This window comes from Microcoleus sp. N9_A1, from assembly GCF_036701795.1.
Taxonomy (GTDB): domain Bacteria; phylum Cyanobacteriota; class Cyanobacteriia; order Cyanobacteriales; family Microcoleaceae; genus Microcoleus.
On the sequence record NZ_JAUBRI010000008.1, the window covers coordinates 1 to 18,389 of the forward strand.

18 protein-coding genes are annotated in these 18,389 nt (G+C 44.7%); 10 read left to right on the forward strand and 8 right to left on the reverse strand.

The window, feature by feature from the left end:
* Positions 1 to 252 precede the first annotated feature (252 nt).
* Positions 253 to 969, reverse strand: coding sequence for a GUN4 N-terminal ARM-like repeat domain-containing protein (locus tag QUA58_RS05395; protein WP_333393264.1), 717 nt, complete (start codon positions 967 to 969; stop codon positions 253 to 255).
* Between QUA58_RS05395 and QUA58_RS05400 the strand changes: the two genes are divergently transcribed.
* Complete coding sequence (locus tag QUA58_RS05400; RefSeq protein ID WP_333258914.1) at positions 968 to 1,141, forward strand: hypothetical protein; 174 nt, start codon at positions 968 to 970, stop codon at positions 1,139 to 1,141. The two genes, QUA58_RS05395 and QUA58_RS05400, sit on opposite strands and share 2 nt — an antisense overlap.
* Before the next feature lie 60 nt (positions 1,142 to 1,201).
* On the opposite strand, the gene QUA58_RS05405 is transcribed toward QUA58_RS05400, so the two are convergent.
* Entirely contained in the window at positions 1,202 to 1,774 is a 573-nt protein-coding gene (locus QUA58_RS05405; protein ID WP_333066315.1) for a hypothetical protein, read from the reverse strand.
* Between the two features lie 269 nt (positions 1,775 to 2,043).
* The gene (locus QUA58_RS05410; RefSeq protein WP_333249319.1) at positions 2,044 to 2,253 is read right to left on the reverse strand and encodes a hypothetical protein; all 210 of its coding nucleotides are present in this window, start codon (positions 2,251 to 2,253) and stop codon (positions 2,044 to 2,046) included.
* A 977-nt stretch (positions 2,254 to 3,230) separates the two neighbouring features.
* Here QUA58_RS05410 and QUA58_RS05415 point away from each other — a divergent pair.
* The 8 genes from QUA58_RS05415 to QUA58_RS05450 all read left to right on the forward strand — a co-directional run bounded on the left by QUA58_RS05415 (position 3,231) and on the right by QUA58_RS05450 (position 10,545).
* Positions 3,231 to 5,867, forward strand: coding sequence for an AAA-like domain-containing protein (locus QUA58_RS05415; RefSeq protein ID WP_333393265.1), 2,637 nt, complete (start codon positions 3,231 to 3,233; stop codon positions 5,865 to 5,867).
* Between the two features lie 66 nt (positions 5,868 to 5,933).
* The gene (locus tag QUA58_RS05420; protein WP_333249323.1) at positions 5,934 to 6,401 is read left to right on the forward strand and encodes a type II toxin-antitoxin system RelN family antitoxin; all 468 of its coding nucleotides are present in this window, start codon (positions 5,934 to 5,936) and stop codon (positions 6,399 to 6,401) included.
* Complete coding sequence (locus tag QUA58_RS05425) at positions 6,391 to 6,642, forward strand: type II toxin-antitoxin system RelE/ParE family toxin (RefSeq protein ID WP_333249325.1); 252 nt, start codon at positions 6,391 to 6,393, stop codon at positions 6,640 to 6,642. Before QUA58_RS05420 ends, QUA58_RS05425 begins: the two co-directional genes overlap by 11 nt.
* 135 nt (positions 6,643 to 6,777) lie before the next feature.
* On the forward strand, positions 6,778 to 7,401 hold the full coding sequence (gene ruvA, locus QUA58_RS05430; RefSeq protein WP_333249327.1) for a Holliday junction branch migration protein RuvA: 624 nt from the start codon (positions 6,778 to 6,780) through the stop codon (positions 7,399 to 7,401).
* Between the two features lie 230 nt (positions 7,402 to 7,631).
* Positions 7,632 to 7,901 carry a 30S ribosomal protein S15 gene (rpsO, locus tag QUA58_RS05435; RefSeq protein WP_333393266.1) on the forward strand — a complete coding sequence of 90 codons (270 nt, stop codon included), beginning with the start codon at positions 7,632 to 7,634 and terminating at the stop codon, positions 7,899 to 7,901.
* 95 nt (positions 7,902 to 7,996) lie between these two features.
* Positions 7,997 to 8,470: a PAM68 family protein gene (locus QUA58_RS05440; RefSeq protein ID WP_333393267.1), complete on the forward strand. Its 474-nt coding sequence runs from the start codon at positions 7,997 to 7,999 to the stop codon at positions 8,468 to 8,470.
* 272 nt (positions 8,471 to 8,742) lie between these two features.
* Positions 8,743 to 9,804 carry a 3-deoxy-7-phosphoheptulonate synthase gene (gene aroF / locus QUA58_RS05445; protein WP_333393268.1) on the forward strand — a complete coding sequence of 354 codons (1,062 nt, stop codon included), beginning with the start codon at positions 8,743 to 8,745 and terminating at the stop codon, positions 9,802 to 9,804.
* A gap of 180 nt (positions 9,805 to 9,984) precedes the next feature.
* The gene (locus QUA58_RS05450; protein WP_333393269.1) at positions 9,985 to 10,545 is read left to right on the forward strand and encodes a Uma2 family endonuclease; all 561 of its coding nucleotides are present in this window, start codon (positions 9,985 to 9,987) and stop codon (positions 10,543 to 10,545) included.
* Positions 10,546 to 10,698: 153 nt separating this feature from the next.
* On the opposite strand, the gene QUA58_RS05455 is transcribed toward QUA58_RS05450, so the two are convergent.
* Positions 10,699 to 11,034 (reverse strand): hypothetical protein, encoded by a 336-nt coding sequence (locus tag QUA58_RS05455; protein ID WP_333393270.1) that lies wholly within the window; start codon positions 11,032 to 11,034, stop codon positions 10,699 to 10,701.
* Between the two features lie 100 nt (positions 11,035 to 11,134).
* Between QUA58_RS05455 and QUA58_RS05460 the strand changes: the two genes are divergently transcribed.
* Entirely contained in the window at positions 11,135 to 13,618 is a 2,484-nt protein-coding gene (locus QUA58_RS05460) for an NACHT domain-containing NTPase (RefSeq protein ID WP_333393271.1), read from the forward strand.
* A 101-nt stretch (positions 13,619 to 13,719) separates the two neighbouring features.
* On the opposite strand, the gene QUA58_RS05465 is transcribed toward QUA58_RS05460, so the two are convergent.
* The 4 genes from QUA58_RS05465 to QUA58_RS05480 all read right to left on the reverse strand — a co-directional run bounded on the left by QUA58_RS05465 (position 13,720) and on the right by QUA58_RS05480 (position 18,098).
* Entirely contained in the window at positions 13,720 to 14,439 is a 720-nt protein-coding gene (locus QUA58_RS05465; protein ID WP_333393272.1) for a DUF2786 domain-containing protein, read from the reverse strand.
* A gap of 162 nt (positions 14,440 to 14,601) precedes the next feature.
* The gene (locus QUA58_RS05470; protein ID WP_333393273.1) at positions 14,602 to 15,819 is read right to left on the reverse strand and encodes a DUF790 family protein; all 1,218 of its coding nucleotides are present in this window, start codon (positions 15,817 to 15,819) and stop codon (positions 14,602 to 14,604) included.
* A gap of 15 nt (positions 15,820 to 15,834) precedes the next feature.
* Positions 15,835 to 16,296, reverse strand: coding sequence for a DUF3598 family protein (locus QUA58_RS05475; RefSeq protein WP_333393274.1), 462 nt, complete (start codon positions 16,294 to 16,296; stop codon positions 15,835 to 15,837).
* 260 nt (positions 16,297 to 16,556) lie between these two features.
* Positions 16,557 to 18,098, reverse strand: coding sequence for a DEAD/DEAH box helicase family protein (locus QUA58_RS05480; RefSeq protein WP_333249348.1), 1,542 nt, complete (start codon positions 18,096 to 18,098; stop codon positions 16,557 to 16,559).
* Positions 18,099 to 18,389 lie beyond the last annotated feature (291 nt).

Genomic DNA, 18,389 nt, shown 5'->3' on the forward strand with positions numbered 1-18,389 from the left:
TATATTTCAATGATCCGGATGATGGTTCGTCGTTTAGCATAATTTCATACCTCTCTCTGACTTTTCAAACACCCTCTAACACCCGGAAGTGCTGTATTTAGTGTACCTTCATAGTGAATGGGTATAACTTATTCAGCAAGCCCTATCTATGTTCTGACGGGGGTGTTACCGTCAGATCCCACACTCCGTCACCAACAAATTTCTGGCAGAACATCCAGCCCGCCCCACATTCTCCAAAAGCCCCAAAACCATTCATTTCAACCAGGCAGGGTGAGCCATCAAAGCTGCAAAAGGCTGCACTCCCCGCAACTGATTCGACAGCGGCAAATGACCCCTAGGCGCACTCAAATCCCAGATAAACTCTTGCGGGTAGCGCGTCCAATTATTCCCCTTTTTCCAGCCAATTAGCGGCCACAATTTATCCCAATTCTTGCCCGAACTCAGCCAAATTTCCCGCTGCACTGAAAAGCCAAATTTGCCTTCAGAATGAACTTTCCACAGCGTATTAATTGTTTGCAAATCCGCTATCGGCAAACTCTCAACTTGCGTAAAATACAGCCACTTTCTCACGGAAGCTGTTTCACCCGCCAATTCACAAAGCTTGTCTAAAGTCAAGCGATCGGCTTCTTGAAATTCCTGTAACGCCAATAATTGTTGCAGCGGAGTGTAATCAATGTTAGAGTCCGATCGCAGTGGCACAAGCCCAGTCGGAAAATTCGCTTGCAAAAACTCCCTCGCTCTCGGAGAATTAGCACTGTAAAGAATTTGGTAAGCCTTACCCATTACCGCAGTCGGTGCTTCTGACTTGCGCTCTAATAAAAATTCCATCAATACATCCCAACCGGAATCTGCTATTTGTTGTTGTAGCAGTTGCAGTTGAGCTTTTTCCGAACCCGACCTCAACTGAGAGCGGAGTTCGGCTGTATCGGCCGCCGAGTCTAGAGGAGAAGTAGAAATCGAGTCAGTCATGAGAAACTATCAGCTATCAGCTATCAGCTATCAGCGATTAGCTGAAGCCCTGGTTTTCCCCCATTGTACAATGGTACTGACTCCGATTCACTTCTCTGTACTCGGATGCCTGCGCGCAACGCCGCCTGGTTTAGCCGATCGCCCCCACCCTCTTCGCCAATGGCAGCAATAGCAAATCAGTCTACCATCTGAATTTTACGATCGATGCCATGTCAAAGAGTTTTTCTTGAACCTAGTCGTCCACGATCGAAACCCATGCAGAGAAGGAAGGCGGAAAAAAGTTTATGTCATATTCCGAGTCTTCCCACTCTTTGACCCAAAGCGGCACGGCGCCGGGGCGAGGAGTTGCAGAAAAGGTGCGTTCTTTGACTTCGATCGAGTGAAATAGCTGTTTTAAAGTATCTCCCCGATCCAAAGCTTCGCTGAGGATGTCGTCCAACTCAGGATCGACCCGTTTGACACGGTTTTTGTCCTCCTCCAGCCACAGAAGTTTCAAAGACTTCAGATCTCTCGGACTGAGGATGCTCTTGTAGTACACGCGCTTAAGGGTCGCTACGGGTTCCAATGAGCGTTCGATCCGGCGAATTTGCTGAACTCGCAGGTAGTGCCATTCCGCTAAACGCTTGCTTTCCGAAGGCGGGAGAGTACCCTTGCCCGCTGCGTGTTTGTAGTCGTATTTAATCAAACTGCAAGCCATATTGGCTAGCAGATGAATTAACTGTTTTTCTTTGGGTGTTGCCTGACGCCGTTCCTGGGTTCTTGTCAATACGCGCTGTCTGCGGGTAGTTTCGAGAGTATTTTCCATTGGGTTTTTACGAGATGAAATACGATTGTGCCAGATCCAAATCCCGAACATCAGAAGGTAAGGAAGTTGATAGGCGGGGAAACTCCACCGACAGACTCGCCTTACCTGTTTATTTTCCCATTCACCGTTCTCTGAAACTGACCCCTACCCCTGGGATTAGGTAGACTGATATTGGGATCTAGTTTTAACCGCCTCGATCAGAGGCGGTTGCGACAACAAATGCCACCACAACCACAACCGCACCAGAGCAAACCACACAAGAGCGCCAATTATTTCCTGCCTTTACCCGTTTTTACCTCTTCTTGCTCCCCATCCTCATTCGTTCCAGTGTAGTTAAAGTCGGGACGACTCTCCCAAGCCGTCAAACTACTGGCTGATGAAGGTTGTGTGGCGATCGCTGAAGCGCTGGCGCTGCCTGCCTGGAAAAAGCCGAAGCCAGCCGAGGCAATTACCCCTAATACTAAGATGCTGTTTTTCATGTTCGATGACCCTGATTTGCGTAGATTGACACTTTTTGGCTAACCCGATCAGTCAGAAATGGGTTGATGCAATAACCCACTTGTCTTCTGATAAATCTGCCTGCCATAATCAATTCAGACAGGCACACCCGCTTGTGATCGGAAACGCCGGAAGTGACGTGTTACTAATGTCCACGATCATCCATCAACCCGAATTTTTTGGGTAGTGGAGCGAAAGCCATCAGGGCGTCGATCCATCAGGGAGTTATGCCATCAGGGTGCTAATCCATCGGGTAGTTAAGCCATCAGGGCGCATCTTCTACAATTAGCCACCGACTTAACTTTTATAGTTGAGTAAGTGGTTAGCCTGGTACTGACAAAGCCTTTAAGAATTAAACTTTTTGTGGATGCATCCTGAAAAGTTTGTTCTTAGGAATCCCCGAAGGCGAAAGCCCGGGGAAAGTCAGCAGCATGGAATTCCATGCAATCTAAGTCAACTAAAAAAACGCAGATTAACGCAGATTAACGATATCTCCCACTCAAGCAGTCCTCAGCAAAACGCTGGGGTTTTTTATTGGCAGCAATTGTTCAGCGTTTGTCTCCGGCATCCGGCAGGCGGAGCTGAAGGCAGAAGGTTGACGGCGCTGTGGTTATGAGTTTCCCTGCCAACATCATACCACCGGGTGAAATTTAAAGTATTATTGTAAAAAAATGTGAAAAAAAGGGCGTTTTAGCGTTCTCAATCCGAGGAGAGTGAAAATTGATCAATTATGTGAACGAGTGTAAAAAATTAAGTGGCGGGCTAGGATTCAGCCGATCGTAGGATTTGGGGCGAACGCTTGCAAAGATACGGTAAAGATTGACAAGGAGAAAGCTGAGCTAGTAGACAATAGAGAAAGACGAACAAAAATTTTCCACCATAGTAAGCTGGCAATAATTGCAATTTGTAACCTTTCGATCGCACAGCATAGGGGCGTAAAATCTTGATGAATTCCCAGATGACAGCAGAAGTCAACTCAACGTACCACTATCAAGTCGGAGGATATTTGCCTGCCGGTGCGCCCACCTATGTCAGGCGATCGGCAGATAGCGAGCTCTACGAAGGACTCAAAGCCGGAGACTTCTGCTACGTGTTGAGTTCGCCACACATGGGAAAGTCCAGCCTGCTAGTGCAAACGGCCAAAAGGTTGCAAGCCGAAGGTACAGTTTTTGCCGCCATCAACTTGAGAAGCATCAGCAGCCCAGATATCTCCCCCCAAAAGTGGTACGCAGCAATCATGTACCGCATGGCAAGCAGTTTACACATCACAAACAGGTTTGATGCCATCAAGTGGTGGAACGATCGCGAACTGCTATCGCCGATGCAGCGATTGGAGATATTTCTCGAAAAAGTTTTGCTCAAGTCACTTCAGCAAAATCTGGTAATTTTCATAGATGACATTGACAGCATCAGCAGCCTAAATTTCAGTACCAGCGATTTTTTTGCTTTGATCCGGGCTTGTTACTCCAAGCGGGCAGAGCAACCGGAATACGATCGCCTGACTTTTGCTGTTATGGGAGTAGCAGCCCCCTCAGAATTGATCCGAGATCCCAGATGCAACCCTTTTAATATTGGACGGCAGATTCATTTAAGTCGATTCCAACTGCACGAAAGTTTGCCGCTAGCAAAAGGATTAGCCCTGAAAGCTTTTCGCCCCCAAAAAGTTCTCCAAGAAATATTAGCTTGGACGGGCGGCCAACCGTTTTTAACTCAAAAAATTTGCCACTTGGTACTTGAATACGGGCCTTTCATTGGCCGAAATTCCGAAGCTCAGCAGGTAGAAAAACTGGTCAAACACAGAATTATTAAAAATTGGGAAGAAGAAGACGAGCCCCAACATTTGATACCCATACGCGATCGCATTTTCCATAGCCACTGCGACCTCACGCCACTGTTAACGCTGTACCAGCAAGCTTTGCAACCGGTCAAAGCAACAAAACCGGGGGAATCGCAGGGAGTACCCGCAGATTACTGTCCCGAAAAAATCGAATTGCAACTGTCAGGACTGGTTGTTAAGTCTAACGGTAAATTAATAGTTGCCAACCTAATTTATCAGTCAGTTTTTAATCGATTCTGGGTGGAAAAAGAGCTGGGAAAATTGGCTCCCTACCACTCCGCGCTAGCAGCATGGCTGGCTTCAGACCGCGAAGATGAATCGCTGTTATTGACAGGGGAAAGTTTGCAGTCAGCTTTGGATTGGGCTGCGAACAAACAATTAAGCCAAGAACACTCTTGGTTCTTGAATCCCGATCGAACTTTTGAGGAAAAACCGACAGTCGTTGTCGCGCAAGTTGCAGACAGCAGCGTAGACACAGATGCAGAAAGCAGCATCCTCACCCCGCCCTCAGATAGTGTTCCAACTGGCAGCAACGAACAGAGATTGTACGATCACATCGTCTCCTGCGTGGAAACAGAATCTCCGGCACAGGTGATCGAGCGGTTCCGAAAGCTATTTATAGACGGCATGGGCTATCCCGATCGAGAGATTGAAGCAACTTTGTACAGTATAGTCTCCGTCAAGCGATCGGATCAGCACTTTAAATATATCCTCCACCGCTGCTGCTACATCCCGATCAACCGCTGGCAATTGCAATCACACAACCAGTTCGCGATCGCCAAGTTGGTAGCTTTATTTAAGCAGAGTTCTCCCCGATTCGGGACGGAATTTTACATAGTCAAGCGCTTGCAAGAACAAATAGCTTTCTTTACTAAAAGTGAAGAATTCCAGACCCTAGATCGCTTAGTAAAAGCCCTAGATAGAGAGGCGGAACTGCAGACACAAGATACAGATTATCCTTTGGGCGAATTGATCTGTCGGTATCCTTATTTGTACGGCTATTCTCTACTGAGCAAGGGCAGTATTGAGGAAGACCAACAAACCATTCAAAAACTGGCATTTCAAAGACAGCGACAATTTGAAACACATTTGTCTCTATATTTAAATTATTTGGTTGAGCCGAGAAATACAGAAATAGGAATTGTGCATCGAGCGGCTAATCCCACACTTTTAAACGATGCAGAACTGCACTTAGCGGTCAGGGAATTTGCGGGAAAAGTAGCAGGCGATCGCAGCTACAAAGAAGAGGCTCAATTTTTCCTGAGAGATGCCAGACAAACTCCATCTTACGCCTCATTTAAAGTGGATTTATATGAATATTTAATATCCTCGGTTGAACCAGAATACGGCGGGCGTCAATTTAATGACCGTTTGTACAAACAAATCAAAAATACATTGCGAGAAAATGATTCGGTGAAATTCAATAATATATTGTTAGTTGGGACTTGCCACCAGTTGTTCAACTTCTTAGTAGTGGAAAATGCCCAACATCCCAGCCACTACGTTTTTTACGACTTGGTGTACAACCTCGGTGCCAGCAGGACAATGGGTTTAATGCTCAAACTGGTACTGCTTTCTGGCAAAGTTAAACCAGAGTTGGAAAAGCGATTTTCTATTTTGTTTAATCACTATGAAGGGAAAGCTTCTAATGAAATTATGTGGTTTGTCAAATCCTTGGAAAATTTCAATGTGGCTTTGGTTGTGAATTTTGGTAAGACGGATTTGTCTTTGGTTAAAAAACAGCTTATTTTGAATTGACAACAAAATTGAGCGGGCTGCCTTATATAATGATAGTAGTAGCTCAAAAAAATTCATGTAAAACCCATGAAAGCCTTTGAAGTCACAGGAACGCTCGACGAAAAAGGTCAATTAATTCTCGATCGACCTTTAACACTAGACACTCCGGGCCCCGTGCGAATTTTCGTCCTTCTTCCCGAACCTACAGATGAAGCTGAAGACGACCCCGACGATACGACCGTTGAAGAAGTAAAAGCTAGTCTCAGAAAAGGATTGCTACAAGGCAAAGCCGGACAAACGAGATTAATCTCGGAACTGTGGGAGAGAATCGATGCCGAAAAAGGTCAATTATTGCTTGATCGACCTTTAACGCCCGGTATTTCCGCTCTCCTAGGAATTATTCTCCTTTCCGAACCTATATATGAAGCTGAAGAAGATCCAGACGATACTCCAGTTGCCGAAGTGAAAGCTAGTCTCAAAAGGGCATTCCAGGAAGCAAAAACCCGACAGCGAATACCTCTTTCTCAAATGTGGGAGGGCATCGATGTCGAATGAATCCGATCATCTAGTTCAAATCGATTTAACGCCTGAGTATAAGCGAAATTTGCGTGAATTATCCAAAAAGTATCGACAAATCCGGCTAGATACTCAGCCCGTAATTGAACAAATACAGGCTGGCAATTTTATTGGCGATCACATTCCCGGAATGGGCGAAGATTATATCATCTTAAAAGTCCGGGTGAAAAACAGCAACATCCAAAAAGGAAAAAGTGCAGGGTATCGCATGATTTATTAAGTCGAATCGCCGTCTATCGTACTTTTGTTAACCATTTACTCAAAATCCGATCGAACAGATATTAGCCTCAAGGAAATCCGCCGCATCATAGCCGAGTTTGATGAAAACGAATAGCGGTGTATTATTATTAATTTTATGATCAGCTATCTCAAAGGCACAGTCGCCGATATCGCCAAAGGCAGTAACCGCGTCATATTGACTCTCGAAGTCAATCAAATTGGCTATGAAATCCAAATTTTGCCCCGCGTGACCGGTCAATTGCCAGCATCCGGCGAAGTCGCCCAAATTTTTACCCACCAGCAAGTTAAGGAAGACCAAATCGTATTGTACGGTTTTGGCAGCGCGGCAGAACGCGATTTGTTTCGGCAGTTGACGAGTGTCAGCGGTGTGGGTGCTCAACTGGCGATCGCACTTCTTGATACTTTAGGATTACAAGATTTAGTCCAGGCGATCGTCGGCGGTAACACCCGCATCCTCGCCAAAACTCCGGGCGTCGGTACAAAAACCGCAGAACGTCTCGCCCTGGAACTCAAAAGCAAACTCTCGGAATGGCGACAGCAAGCAGGTTTGACAACTTCAGTCGCCGCCGGAGTCCCCCCAGCGATTCAAGAAGAAGTCGAGATGATCCTGCTGGCGATGGGATACACTGGGGCGGAAGTTTTGCAAGCGCTGCAAACCCTCAGTCAAGACAGCAGTTTGTCCGCCAAAGCGAATGCCGATGATTGGATACGTGAGGCGATCGCCTATTTGAGCCGATAATCCCCTACAACATCCAGCCGCCGGGAATAAACACCCACGACGGGCGGGACATCCCACAATTTTTTTTCCTGTGGGATGGGCGTCCCGCCCGTCCTAAGTATGTTTGCAATTCAAGTCTATTCTGCTCAAAAAACAAACCCATCTTTGGCAAAAATTTTATCCTTGTTATGCTTCCCCTGTGATAACATAGGAGATTGTGACAATCGTACAAAAAAAACTAAAATCAATTCATGGCTCTTACACAACAGCGCAAACAAGAAATCATGGGCGACTTCCAAACCCATGAAACCGATACCGGTTCAGCAGATCTCCAAGTCGCCATGCTGACCGATCGCATCAGCAAACTCAGCGCCCACCTGAAAATCAACCAAAAAGACTTCGCATCCCGGCGCGGTTTGATGATGATGATCAGCCGCCGCAAGCGCCTGCTAGCATACATCCAAAAGCAAAATGTCGATCGCTACAAAGCATTGATTGCCCGTCTAGGCATTCGCGGCTAAACACCAAAGCCAAAATTTGCGACAATATTCTTTAATCTTGGGCAAACACCAAGACTTATTGAAAAATGTTCGAGATTTCAGGTTAGAGATAAAATATGTCCTCCGAACCACCCCGCAAGCGCTTGCCCTTTGAACCGGCAACGAATCGTAAAAAAACGCCTAAAAAGCCCCCAGAACCCCAAGCAAGCGTAGCCTTAGAGTCGGATTCTGCCGACAAGCAGCCGAAAGCTAACAAAACCGGAAAACAGGCGCAATCCATCCCAGAAGTAGTCAGCCAACGCATGATATCCCGCATAGCGGTATTCTGCGGCATACCTACCCTATTGGGAATTTCCACATTTTTTGTAAGCTATTTGGTAGTCAGCAAGGGCTTGTTTGATCTGCCCAACACAGCAGTATTGCTGGTAAGCATGGGCTGTTTTGGTCTAGGCGTTCTGGGATTAAGCTACGGAGTCCTCTCGGCTTCCTGGGATGAAGAAGTTTCAGGAAGCACTCTGGGGTGGGAAGAATTTAATACCAATTTTGGACGGATGCGAGAAACGTGGCGCGCCGCCAAACCCAAAAGTTAGAAGTCAGAAGTCATCAGTCATTAGTCATTAGTCATCAGTAGACAAGATTGCACTCAATCGCTTTCCAATCAGGAAATTATCTGCGTTGATCTGCGTATATCTGCCTGACATCTGCGGTTGACAGGCTCTATCAAAGATTTATGCAATTGCTAACTGCAGAATGATGACTGATGACACAATCTAAATGAATGCACAATTAAAATTGCATCTATTTTTATTCGTGCATCCGTGTCATAATCCGTGTTGAGCGCAACAGACCAAGGGAAAAAAATATGATTATTGTCATGAAAGCCGGCACTCCAGAAGCCGAGATCGATCGACTAGACGAAGAACTCCGCACTAACTGGGGTTTGACACCAGAAAAAATCGTCGGGCGTTACAAAGTCGTCATGGGTTTGGTAGGTGACACCGCCGAGCTCGAACCGATGCAGCTTCGCGAAATGAGCACCTGGATTGAAGAAGTGCTGCGCGTCGAAAAACCCTACAAACGCGCTTGTCTGGAATACCGCCAAGGCGAACCCAGCGCCGTAGCGGTTGCGACTCCTTTAGGAACTGTGACGATCGGCTTAAATCACCCGATCGCGATCGTAGCAGGCCCTTGCTCGGTGGAAAACGAAGAAATGATTGTCGAGACGGCAATGCGCGTCAAAGCTGCTGGCGCTCAATTTTTGCGCGGTGGAGCGTACAAACCGAGAACCTCTCCCTACGCTTTCCAAGGACACGGCGAGAGTGCTTTGGGACTGCTGGCGGCGGCGCGGGAAGCTAGCGGTTTGGGAATTATTACCGAAGTTATGGATGCGGCGGACTTAAGTGCGATCGTAGAAGTAGCCGACGTAATCCAAGTCGGCGCGAGAAATATGCAGAATTTCTCACTGTTGAAGAAAGTTGGAGCTCAAGACAAACCGATTTTGCTGAAGCGCGGCATTTCCGCCACCATTGAAGAATGGTTGATGGCTGCTGAGTATATCATGGCTTCGGGCAATCCCAACGTGATTTTGTGCGAGCGCGGAATTCGCGGCTATGACAGGCAATATACACGCAATACCCTCGATTTGTCGGCAGTGCCAGTATTGCGGACTCTGACTCACTTACCGGTGATGGTTGACCCCAGTCACGGCACCGGTTGGGCGCAGTTTGTACCTTCGATGGCCTTTGCGTCGATCGCCTCTGGTACAGATTCGCTGATGATTGAAGTGCACCCGAATCCGAAAAAAGCTTTGTCTGACGGGCCGCAATCTTTAACACCGGATCAGTTCGACAAGTTGATGGAAGAATTGGCTGTAATTGGTAAAGTCATGGGACGTTGGCCGCAACCGGTGCCAGTTTTGGTGTAGAAACAGGCGAAACGCCTAACCTAAAATGCGATCGCGGTTAAATCCCCGACTTCTTAAAAAAGTCGGGGATTTTGTTATTCGGTTTTTGGAATAGAGGCCCAGGGGCGATCGTACTTCTAGGAAAGTTGGGAAATTTTGTATAATTGATATTTGAATTAATTAGCGAGAGGGCTGGGAGTCATGGTAGGCATCGGAACCAAACTCACTTTAGCAGAATTTCTAGCTTTGCCCGACGGAGATGTATATTGTGAGTTTGTAGATGGTGAAGCAGTTCCTAAAGTGTCTCCAAAATTTTTTCATTCCAGTTTACAGGGAGCTTTGTGTGACCTGATTCGTGTATGGTGTAAAGGACGCGGGCGAGTGCTTCCAGAATGGGCAATTGTGTTAAAACGTCAGGATAAAGATTGGGCACCTGTTCCCGATTTAACGTACATTTCTTATGAACGTCTGCCGAAAAGTTGGCGGCGAAATGAAGCTTGTCCCGCAATTCCTGAACGGGTGATTGAGATTATCTCTCCCGATCAAAGTATGAAGGAATTTGAAGAGAAGGCGAAAGATTATTTGGCGGCGGGAGTTCCGCGAGTTTGGGTAATTGATCCAGAGGCTATTTTAATAAGAAGCTTTTTCCCTGATGGTTATAGTCAGGTTTATACCGATAATATGCCGATTGTGGATGAGTTGCTGCCTGGTTTGGAGTTGACGACTAGACAGATTTTTGAAGAGGCGGAGTTGATTGATTGATTGATTGAGGGCGATCGTACTCTGTGCAAGATATCAGTGGTAGGGTGCGTGACAACGGGAAAACTTTAACTCGCGGCGGTGGGACTATTGACTGTCACGCACCGCACGCGGGCAAAGCATTGAATAATACGCTGTCACCGGAAACGATATCACTTACACTTCGAGACGGATTTTGACTGTTGTGTCAAAAGCTTTTCTGAAGGCTGATTCAACATCGGGAAGTTTTTGAATTGCCATTAGCAAAAGTGGTGTTGACGAGACTTTAATCCGGGCTTCGCCATCATGGAGAGCAATCAGTTTACCGTGCTGTAACATGAGTTCTTTAGTGCTGCGTGGTGATATCTGAAGCAGCACAGTTTTCCATGTCAGACCTAGCATACTTTGAATTGCTTCTTCCATTTGTTTGAGTGGATCTATTTTCTGAGGCATTACAGGTAGTTCTAGTTGAATGGGGAAGTTGGGTGATTGTCGATTATTGAGGCTTGCCATAATCAAAATTTCCTCTGTGGCTTGACTTTTTAAGCATGACAGCTAGGAATCTCATATATTGGTAGTGAGAAAAATCTCATTTTTATGAGAAACGCCTAATATGGATGCCAAAACTGTCAGAAAGATTTTCGATAAACTACCTCCCAAGCGCAAGCAGGTACTCCTGAGAGTGTTAGCGGGTGAGAGTAAGGCAAAAATTGCCCTTGACATTTGTGATGGGAGCGAAGGTGCAGTACAGCAGAATTTAAGACAGCTTTATAAGGACTTTCAGCTTCGAGATGGAAGAGAACGCAAACGACCAGGGTTAATTGCTCTGTTTGCCCAGTCAATGCCTGAGTTGATAAGTGTTGGTAATTCTCAAGGGATTAAGGAATCGCAGCTATCTGTCTATGATGATGAGACTTTGGTAGGTGGTCAGGAAGCGAAGATCGCAAACCCAATCACCAGTGTCGATCAAGAACAGAGTTTTGGTTGGGTTGAAGATGCTTCAGAGGATAACCCCGATGTCTTGGTGCAAAGGGTGCGATCGCATCCCTATCACAATGCTAAAATTCAAGATCAGTGCGGACAATTACGCATTTTAGATGTTGAACGCCCAGTTGAAATAGATAATATTTACATTGATATCAACGTTCTAGAAAAGCTTCCCAGCAATAGTAGGAAAACGATTTCTGATTTTCAATCTTTTAATTCAGCGATAGATAAGTCTGACCGTCTTGATTTAGGTAGATCACAACAAGAACGAGTACCGGGAATAGATGTAGCAGCAGCAGAAAATAACATGAAGCTAATGGTACTGGGAGAACCTGGCTCAGGAAAAACAACTTTTTTGAAGTCTTTAGCCATTCAGTGCAACCAAGGTAGGTTTCAGCCTCAACTTATACCATTTTTTATAGAATTGAAATATTTTGCTATAACTGCCAGCAGTAATCAATGTGATTTTAGCCTTTTCAATTACATCAGAGACAATTTTTTGTTAAATTGTGATATTTGGGAAGAGCAGATTAATACCTTACTTTTTCATGGCAAAGCTTTAATTTTGTTAGATGGTTTAGATGAAGTAGACCCAGAGAATGCTGATGCAGTTTTGACAGAAATCTCTTGTTTTTCAAGAGTATATTTTAGCAATAGATTAGTAATCAGTTGTAGGATTGAGTCTCAGCTTGCCAATCGGCTATTTAGTTTAAATTTAACTTATGTTAAAGTGGCAGATTTTAAGAGTGAGCAAATAGAAGCATTCTCTAAAAAGTGGTTTGTAGCAGTTGCCAGAAACTCTAGAGAGCAGGGTTTAAGCCAAGCTGCTGAGTTTATTGAAAAATTGTATCTTTCAGAACATCAATCAATTCTAGAACTAGCACGCACACCGATATTGCTCAATCTAGCCTGCTTAGTTTTCCAAGAGAAAGCTAATTTTCCTTCTAGCCGAGCTAAACTTTATGAAGAAGGATTAGAAATTCTGCTTTTCCGATGGGATGAAGCCAAGAATATTAAACGAGATGAAGTTTATCGAAAGTTGCCTGTGCGGAACAAAAAACAACTATTGAGTCAAGTAGCAGCCATTGCATTTGAGAAAGATGATTACTTTTTTGAGATAAATGAAATACAGCAACTCATCGCCAACGGTCTTACTAAATTAACTGATGAAAAAAACGCTCCGGTGCAAGTACATTTAGATAGTGAAGCAGTGTTGAAGTCTATTGCGGAGCAACATGGACTACTGGTGGAACGCGCAACAGAAATTTACTCTTTTTCTCATCTCACATTTCAGGAGTATTTTACGGCTTGCAGATTTGCTAATACTTTAGAACCACAATTTTTAGAAAAATTAGTCGTCCACATTAATGAAGAGCGCTGGCGAGAAGTGTTTTTATTGACGGCGGAAATGTTACCGTCTGCTAATGCTAATGAATTAATGCTCTTAATGAAAACAGAAGTTGATAAAATTATACCCAACGATCAAAAGTTGCAGCATTTTTTTATATGGTTAAATGAAAAAACTTTGTCAGTGAAGAATCAAGACAAAGTTCCGTTCAAACTAGCGGCAGTTCGGAGTTTGTATTTTGCTCGTGAAGTAGATCGCTTTTCTAACAGTATGCGAGCGCGTGTATCTAGTCTTTTTAAGTGTGCTTATGCTCTGGATAAAACTTCTTATTTTGGAAGTAATAATGCTCTTGATATAGATAGTGCAGTTTATTTTTTTGTAGTCTTTGCCCATAAACCTAAACTTATCCGTTCTTGTACGCTTGATGCTGTCCTTGAACTTAAACCTGAGCTCAAGCAACAGCTCGAAAAACTCCAAGATGAAATACCTGATGATGAGGAAAACCAAGAAAAATTTAATAATTGGTTTAAAACAGATTTTCCCAATTGGTTTGAGCAAGTAAAAATGGTAACAATTAAGTATCGCAATATAGGCCAGACTTGGGAACTCAGCGAAGAATCTAAAACTCGGTTAAGCCAGTATTATGATGCGAATAAGTTATTAGTTGATTGTCTAAATAGTAGTCGTAATATTAGTCCGACAATAAAAGCGCATATCGAAGAGACTTTTTTATTACCTCAAACTAAATATTTTCAGCAATAAAAGTGAAAGATCTCGCCGTCTTTTTAGACAAGATATATCTATTACACCAAAACAGAAGCAGATATTAACAGCCTAAATTGAATTGCTAACTATACATAAACTCAAAGACATTCATTAAGTTGTTTCATATCCCCTTGCGGCTGCACTTGCTTGTGCAAACTAATTTTGTCGCCCACTTCATACCCAGAATTAAAACCCGCCTCACTGCTGACTTGAGAACTACTTCTTGTTTTAACTTTAGCCCCTCGGCCCTCTAGATAATCCGCGATCGCCTGTTGATTTTTCTCAAACATCGATCGCACTACAATCCCTGGAGTCGCCGCCACATCCCCCGAACCCGGAATCCCCGACTCTTCCATCTCCTGTTTTTGTTCCAACAATCTTTGTCTCAACCTCGTCGCGCATCCAACCCGAAAAGCATTCAGGTACGCCAACCCCCTGCCGTTCCCTTTGCGGTATTTAGCCCTTTTTTCAATCGCAGAACTCAAATACTCGTACAGATGTTTGCAAACAATCAGGTTTGTAGAAGTTCCCACCAAAAACATACTGCCATTATAAGTGTTTCGCATGGCATTGCAACCGTTAGCGTCGGCAATTCCCGAAAGCAGCATCATTTTCCAAGTGACAAATTTCGATGTTGTTTCAACTGAGTCTTCGTCAATCTCTTCTTGGTGATTTGGCCCTAAATCGGCGAGGCTGAGATTGTACTGTGCCAGTAAAAGGGAAGCTTTTTCGGCCGCAGCAGTGGATTCGTTTTCATTGGATGAGGTGGCGAGGGCTAACAGCTTTTTGATTCTTTCGACAATACTTGTGTCTGGCATTTTTCAATCGGTTTTAGGGTGAGAGTATGTGGTGGCAAGGATTTGGGTGAATTCCTATTTTAGTATAGCTGGGAATGTGCGATGTTTTTTGAGGAGGATTTTTGTGAACCGCAGAGGGCGCAGAGGGCGCAGAGAGAGAGAAAGAAGTTCGCCGCGGATGGGTTACTCTTCGAGGACTTCCAGGACTGATTTGGGCAACAATTTATCTTTAAACCAGACTACTTTTGCTGGCACATCTTTTACATTCACCCCGGCTTTTTCTAAATTCAGCCGTTCGGAAATAGCTAAAATCAAGTTATCGCATTCTGACTTCTGTACTTGTGCAAATTTCTTTTGCAAATACTCGGGCCGCCAATAGCCAACTATTTCTAATAAAAATACTCGCCCGTCGGGATGCACTAACCGAAAGTCGGGTATCATCACACTACCTGGTATCGGAATTAAATCAACTTCTCGCTCTAGTTGCCACTCGGTTTTTGTGGAATTCCATCTTTCAGCAAATGCCGCTTCTAACATACTATCATAAGGCTTGCCAGGGGGATAGTGGCTGACTAAACCGCAGTCGGAATTTAGGGTGAATTTACCTGTTTTCAAAACGCCACTAAAAGGGTCTTTTGTGTGCAGTGTCGAGTGCATACTCCATTTGGTGACGTGCAGCAGTGCGGGTAGCATTTTCGCCAGGGCTAAGCCGTAGCGGGTGCTGGGTTTGAATAAGCTTGTAGGGCCGTCTATTGTCAGTGTAAAACCGTGGTCTGCATCGCCTTCGATGTAAGTCATTAATTGAAATAGTTTCAGATAGCGAAATAAGAGTTTGTATTCTCCCGGATCGTTGCGGTGGGCGGTTAATTGGACTTGACTTGCTCGGTAAAATATGCCTTGAACTTGAGAAAGATTGTATTTGTGAAGCAAGTTTTCGGGTGTTGGTGCATTAAACTCTGTGAGGATTTTGTTTTCGTTTAAATCGGCGTATAAACCTGTACTGATTTCGTAAGGAAAAACTTCTCTGTTTAAGTCTTGGCTGAGTTCAGTTGCTACTTTTTCCAGGGTTAATTGGGTGGATTGAGGGCTGGGAGTCTCACGCGCAGACAAGGCAAAAACCCGCTGTCTCAACTCTGACGGTTCTAGGGGGCTGATGACTTCCAAGGTGCAGAAACCGCCTTTCAGCAGGTGCGCTAATCCCCGTTTCAGCCGATAATCCGGGCTGTCGCCTTCTAATTCTAGTAAGCGTCCGTCGAGCTCGCCTTGGGTTTTGCCGATCGACTCTTGGAAACAGTTGATCATTTCCATAGCTGCTTCTAAGTTCTTAGCATCTATCTTCAGGCGGAGAGGGATGATTGATTCCCCGTTTTGGCGGTGACTTAATAAATCGGTGGGTAACATAAGCAGTGAAAACTTTTACTCAATTTTTTGTTCGACAATCACCATAACTCCCCTAAGTTTTCCATCTTCTGTCAAGCTTTGGGTAGTCCGAATTCGCCGATTGTCACTGACAAGATTTATTGTTTCAACGGCCCTCAGAATGTTAGTTGCTTTATCCCATATTTGAAAAACTATCAGATGATTTCCAACTTCTGTGGCTAGTGTTTTGTAGTTAGAAAAGATAGAGTCAGGACTTTCAATTTCCACCTGCCCTTCACCGACAACATGACCCACAAAGTTTTGGGTTTCAGTCTTGCCATTGGCATAAGTTTGAACGTTAGTTTGCCTCCACTCGTTGTCCACAATTTTCTGGGTTAACACGGCTGTAAAACGCTGGGTTTCTTGGAGGTCAGCATTGAGGATTGTCCAAGTTCCCTCCCAAACTCCTGTATGTTTGGGGAAGACTTTAAAGTTACTTATTTGTGTGATATCGATCATTTTCCAGTAATGTGAATTAGTTAATATTTAGATTATACACTAATTGGGAAATCTTAAAAATTCCGTGAAATCATCATTTTTGTCTCCCCAATTTCTGGGTGATTCTGCTGCTTTTTTAGTCGCCTCTCGGTTGACTCCGTAAATCGATTGTAGATTTTAGATTGTAGATTTTAGATTTTAAATAAACCTAGGAGTGATTTAATTATATAGCCATCTTTTCGCTAAGACTACCCATCTCATAACTAACTTTTTTAGGCTGACTACCAAGGAATTTCATCATCATTGTCTTCTCCCCATTTTGCTGGTGATTCAGCCGCTTTTTTTGTTGTCTCTCGGTTGACTCCGTAAATTGGTGTTGGTTTGACAGTTTCTAATTTCGGATATGCTGTGGGCGGCGGTTCTATTTGTACTTTTGGTTGGGGTTTGTGAACTTGCATTCCTCCTCTGCGGCGCTGAGATGTTCTTTCTTCGCTGGTGTCTTCGGTGACGACTTCGTAGAGAATTGCTAACTTATTTACATCGCTGCTTTTGCGGAGAACTCGACCCAATCTCTGGATGTATTCGCGTTCGCTTCCGGTACCTGACAATATAATAGCAATTCTGGCATCTGGTACGTCAACTCCTTCGTTGAGGACGTGGGAGGCGACGAGGGTTTTGTATTCGCCGCTGCGAAAGCGGGCGAGGATTTCGTGACGTTCTTTGACTGGGGTTTGGTGGGTAATTGTGGGGATGAGAAATTCTTGGGAAATTCGGTAAACTGTGGCGTTATCTCCGGTAAAAATTAGGGTGCGATGGGGAGAGTGTTCTGCTAGTATTTGGGCTAAGATTCGCAGTTTTCCTTCGGTACAAAGGGCGATTTCTTTTGCTTGGCGGTGGGCTAGCATGGCGCGCCTTCCCAAGGGCGATCGCGCGCTTGCCATGATAAACTGTTTCCAACCTTCGAGGCTGGATATTTTGATGTTAGACTGTTTTAAGAAGTCGTTGCGAATGTTCATGAATTCGCTGTAGCGGTCGGTTTCTTCTTTTGACAGTTTTACCATGATTTGAACTATTTTATGGTCGGCTAAGGCATCGCCTGCCAAATCTTCGGGTCTTTTGCTATATACTGTCGGGCCGACGAGGAAATGTAAGTCGCTGTGGCGGCCGTCGGTGCGATCCGGTGTTGCTGTCAGTCCGAGTCGAAAAGGGGCGATCGCATATTCAGATATTACTCGATAAAAGTCCGTTGGTAAATGATGGCATTCGTCAAAAACCAACAACCCGTATTTATTGCCCAAGGTTTCTGCATGAATACTTGCACTGTCGTAGGTTGCGACTAAAATAGGCGTTTTGTCCCGTGAACCTCCGCCCAACAATCCGATTTCGATGTCTGGAAAAGCAGCTTTCAAATTAGCATACCACTGGTGCATTAAATCGAGAGTTGGTACTACAATTAATGTACTGCGGCCTGTGACCTGCATGGCTAATTGTGCCAGATAAGTTTTGCCGGAAGCGGTGGGGAGGACTACTACTCCTTGGCTTCCTGCTTGCTGCCAAGCTGCTAAGGCTTCTTTTTGATGCGGGTAAGGCTGCATTTCGACGCTGGGTACGAGTTCGAGCAGTTCGTAGGCCCGGGCTTCGTCGGTGAAGTGAATGCAGTCGGCTTGGAGGCATTCTACCAGCGGGCGGTAGTGAATGGCTCGAATGCGGAATTTTTCCACGCGATCGTCCCACGTGGCAAAGTCCGCCCAGTCTCTGCCTTGGGGCGGCGGGTGCAGCAATAGAGTTCCGCGATCGAATGTTAAGGTAGGTGTGCGTGGCATTTTTTTTTAGAGACCTGAGTCGCTGCTGTTAAATTATAAATGACCGATCGAATATATTGACAGCAGACTCTCTATCAGCTATTATTTAATCACATCTATTAAACCCTAATGTATTTTAATCTAAAATAGGGTTAACTTAAAATTAAATAGTAATCCTTTCAGGATTTGTCAAAGTCAATATTTCTTTCTTTTCTCCTTCTATACACCATCAGGGGATCCTCTACAAAAAATCTCGTTCACAAATCAAATAGGATGACCCTAGCATTTTTTGTAGCCGACCAAATTGCCCAA

What these genes read in the sequence shown, in the direction of transcription:
- QUA58_RS05400 (WP_333258914.1), top strand. Translation starts at nt 968, where the DNA reads ATGAGAAACTATCAGCTATCAGCTATCAGCTATCAGCGATTAGCTGAA.
- QUA58_RS05395 (WP_333393264.1), bottom strand. Translation starts at nt 969, where the DNA reads ATGACTGACTCGATTTCTACTTCTCCTCTAGACTCGGCGGCCGATACA.
- QUA58_RS05405 (WP_333066315.1), bottom strand. Translation starts at nt 1,774, where the DNA reads ATGGAAAATACTCTCGAAACTACCCGCAGACAGCGCGTATTGACAAGA.
- QUA58_RS05410 (WP_333249319.1), bottom strand. Translation starts at nt 2,253, where the DNA reads ATGAAAAACAGCATCTTAGTATTAGGGGTAATTGCCTCGGCTGGCTTC.
- QUA58_RS05415 (WP_333393265.1), top strand. Translation starts at nt 3,231, where the DNA reads ATGACAGCAGAAGTCAACTCAACGTACCACTATCAAGTCGGAGGATAT.
- QUA58_RS05420 (WP_333249323.1), top strand. Translation starts at nt 5,934, where the DNA reads ATGAAAGCCTTTGAAGTCACAGGAACGCTCGACGAAAAAGGTCAATTA.
- QUA58_RS05425 (WP_333249325.1), top strand. Translation starts at nt 6,391, where the DNA reads ATGTCGAATGAATCCGATCATCTAGTTCAAATCGATTTAACGCCTGAG.
- ruvA (WP_333249327.1), top strand. Translation starts at nt 6,778, where the DNA reads ATGATCAGCTATCTCAAAGGCACAGTCGCCGATATCGCCAAAGGCAGT.
- rpsO (WP_333393266.1), top strand. Translation starts at nt 7,632, where the DNA reads ATGGCTCTTACACAACAGCGCAAACAAGAAATCATGGGCGACTTCCAA.
- QUA58_RS05440 (WP_333393267.1), top strand. Translation starts at nt 7,997, where the DNA reads ATGTCCTCCGAACCACCCCGCAAGCGCTTGCCCTTTGAACCGGCAACG.
- aroF (WP_333393268.1), top strand. Translation starts at nt 8,743, where the DNA reads ATGATTATTGTCATGAAAGCCGGCACTCCAGAAGCCGAGATCGATCGA.
- QUA58_RS05450 (WP_333393269.1), top strand. Translation starts at nt 9,985, where the DNA reads ATGGTAGGCATCGGAACCAAACTCACTTTAGCAGAATTTCTAGCTTTG.
- QUA58_RS05455 (WP_333393270.1), bottom strand. Translation starts at nt 11,034, where the DNA reads ATGGCAAGCCTCAATAATCGACAATCACCCAACTTCCCCATTCAACTA.
- QUA58_RS05460 (WP_333393271.1), top strand. Translation starts at nt 11,135, where the DNA reads ATGGATGCCAAAACTGTCAGAAAGATTTTCGATAAACTACCTCCCAAG.
- QUA58_RS05465 (WP_333393272.1), bottom strand. Translation starts at nt 14,439, where the DNA reads ATGCCAGACACAAGTATTGTCGAAAGAATCAAAAAGCTGTTAGCCCTC.
- QUA58_RS05470 (WP_333393273.1), bottom strand. Translation starts at nt 15,819, where the DNA reads ATGTTACCCACCGATTTATTAAGTCACCGCCAAAACGGGGAATCAATC.
- QUA58_RS05475 (WP_333393274.1), bottom strand. Translation starts at nt 16,296, where the DNA reads ATGATCGATATCACACAAATAAGTAACTTTAAAGTCTTCCCCAAACAT.
- QUA58_RS05480 (WP_333249348.1), bottom strand. Translation starts at nt 18,098, where the DNA reads ATGCCACGCACACCTACCTTAACATTCGATCGCGGAACTCTATTGCTG.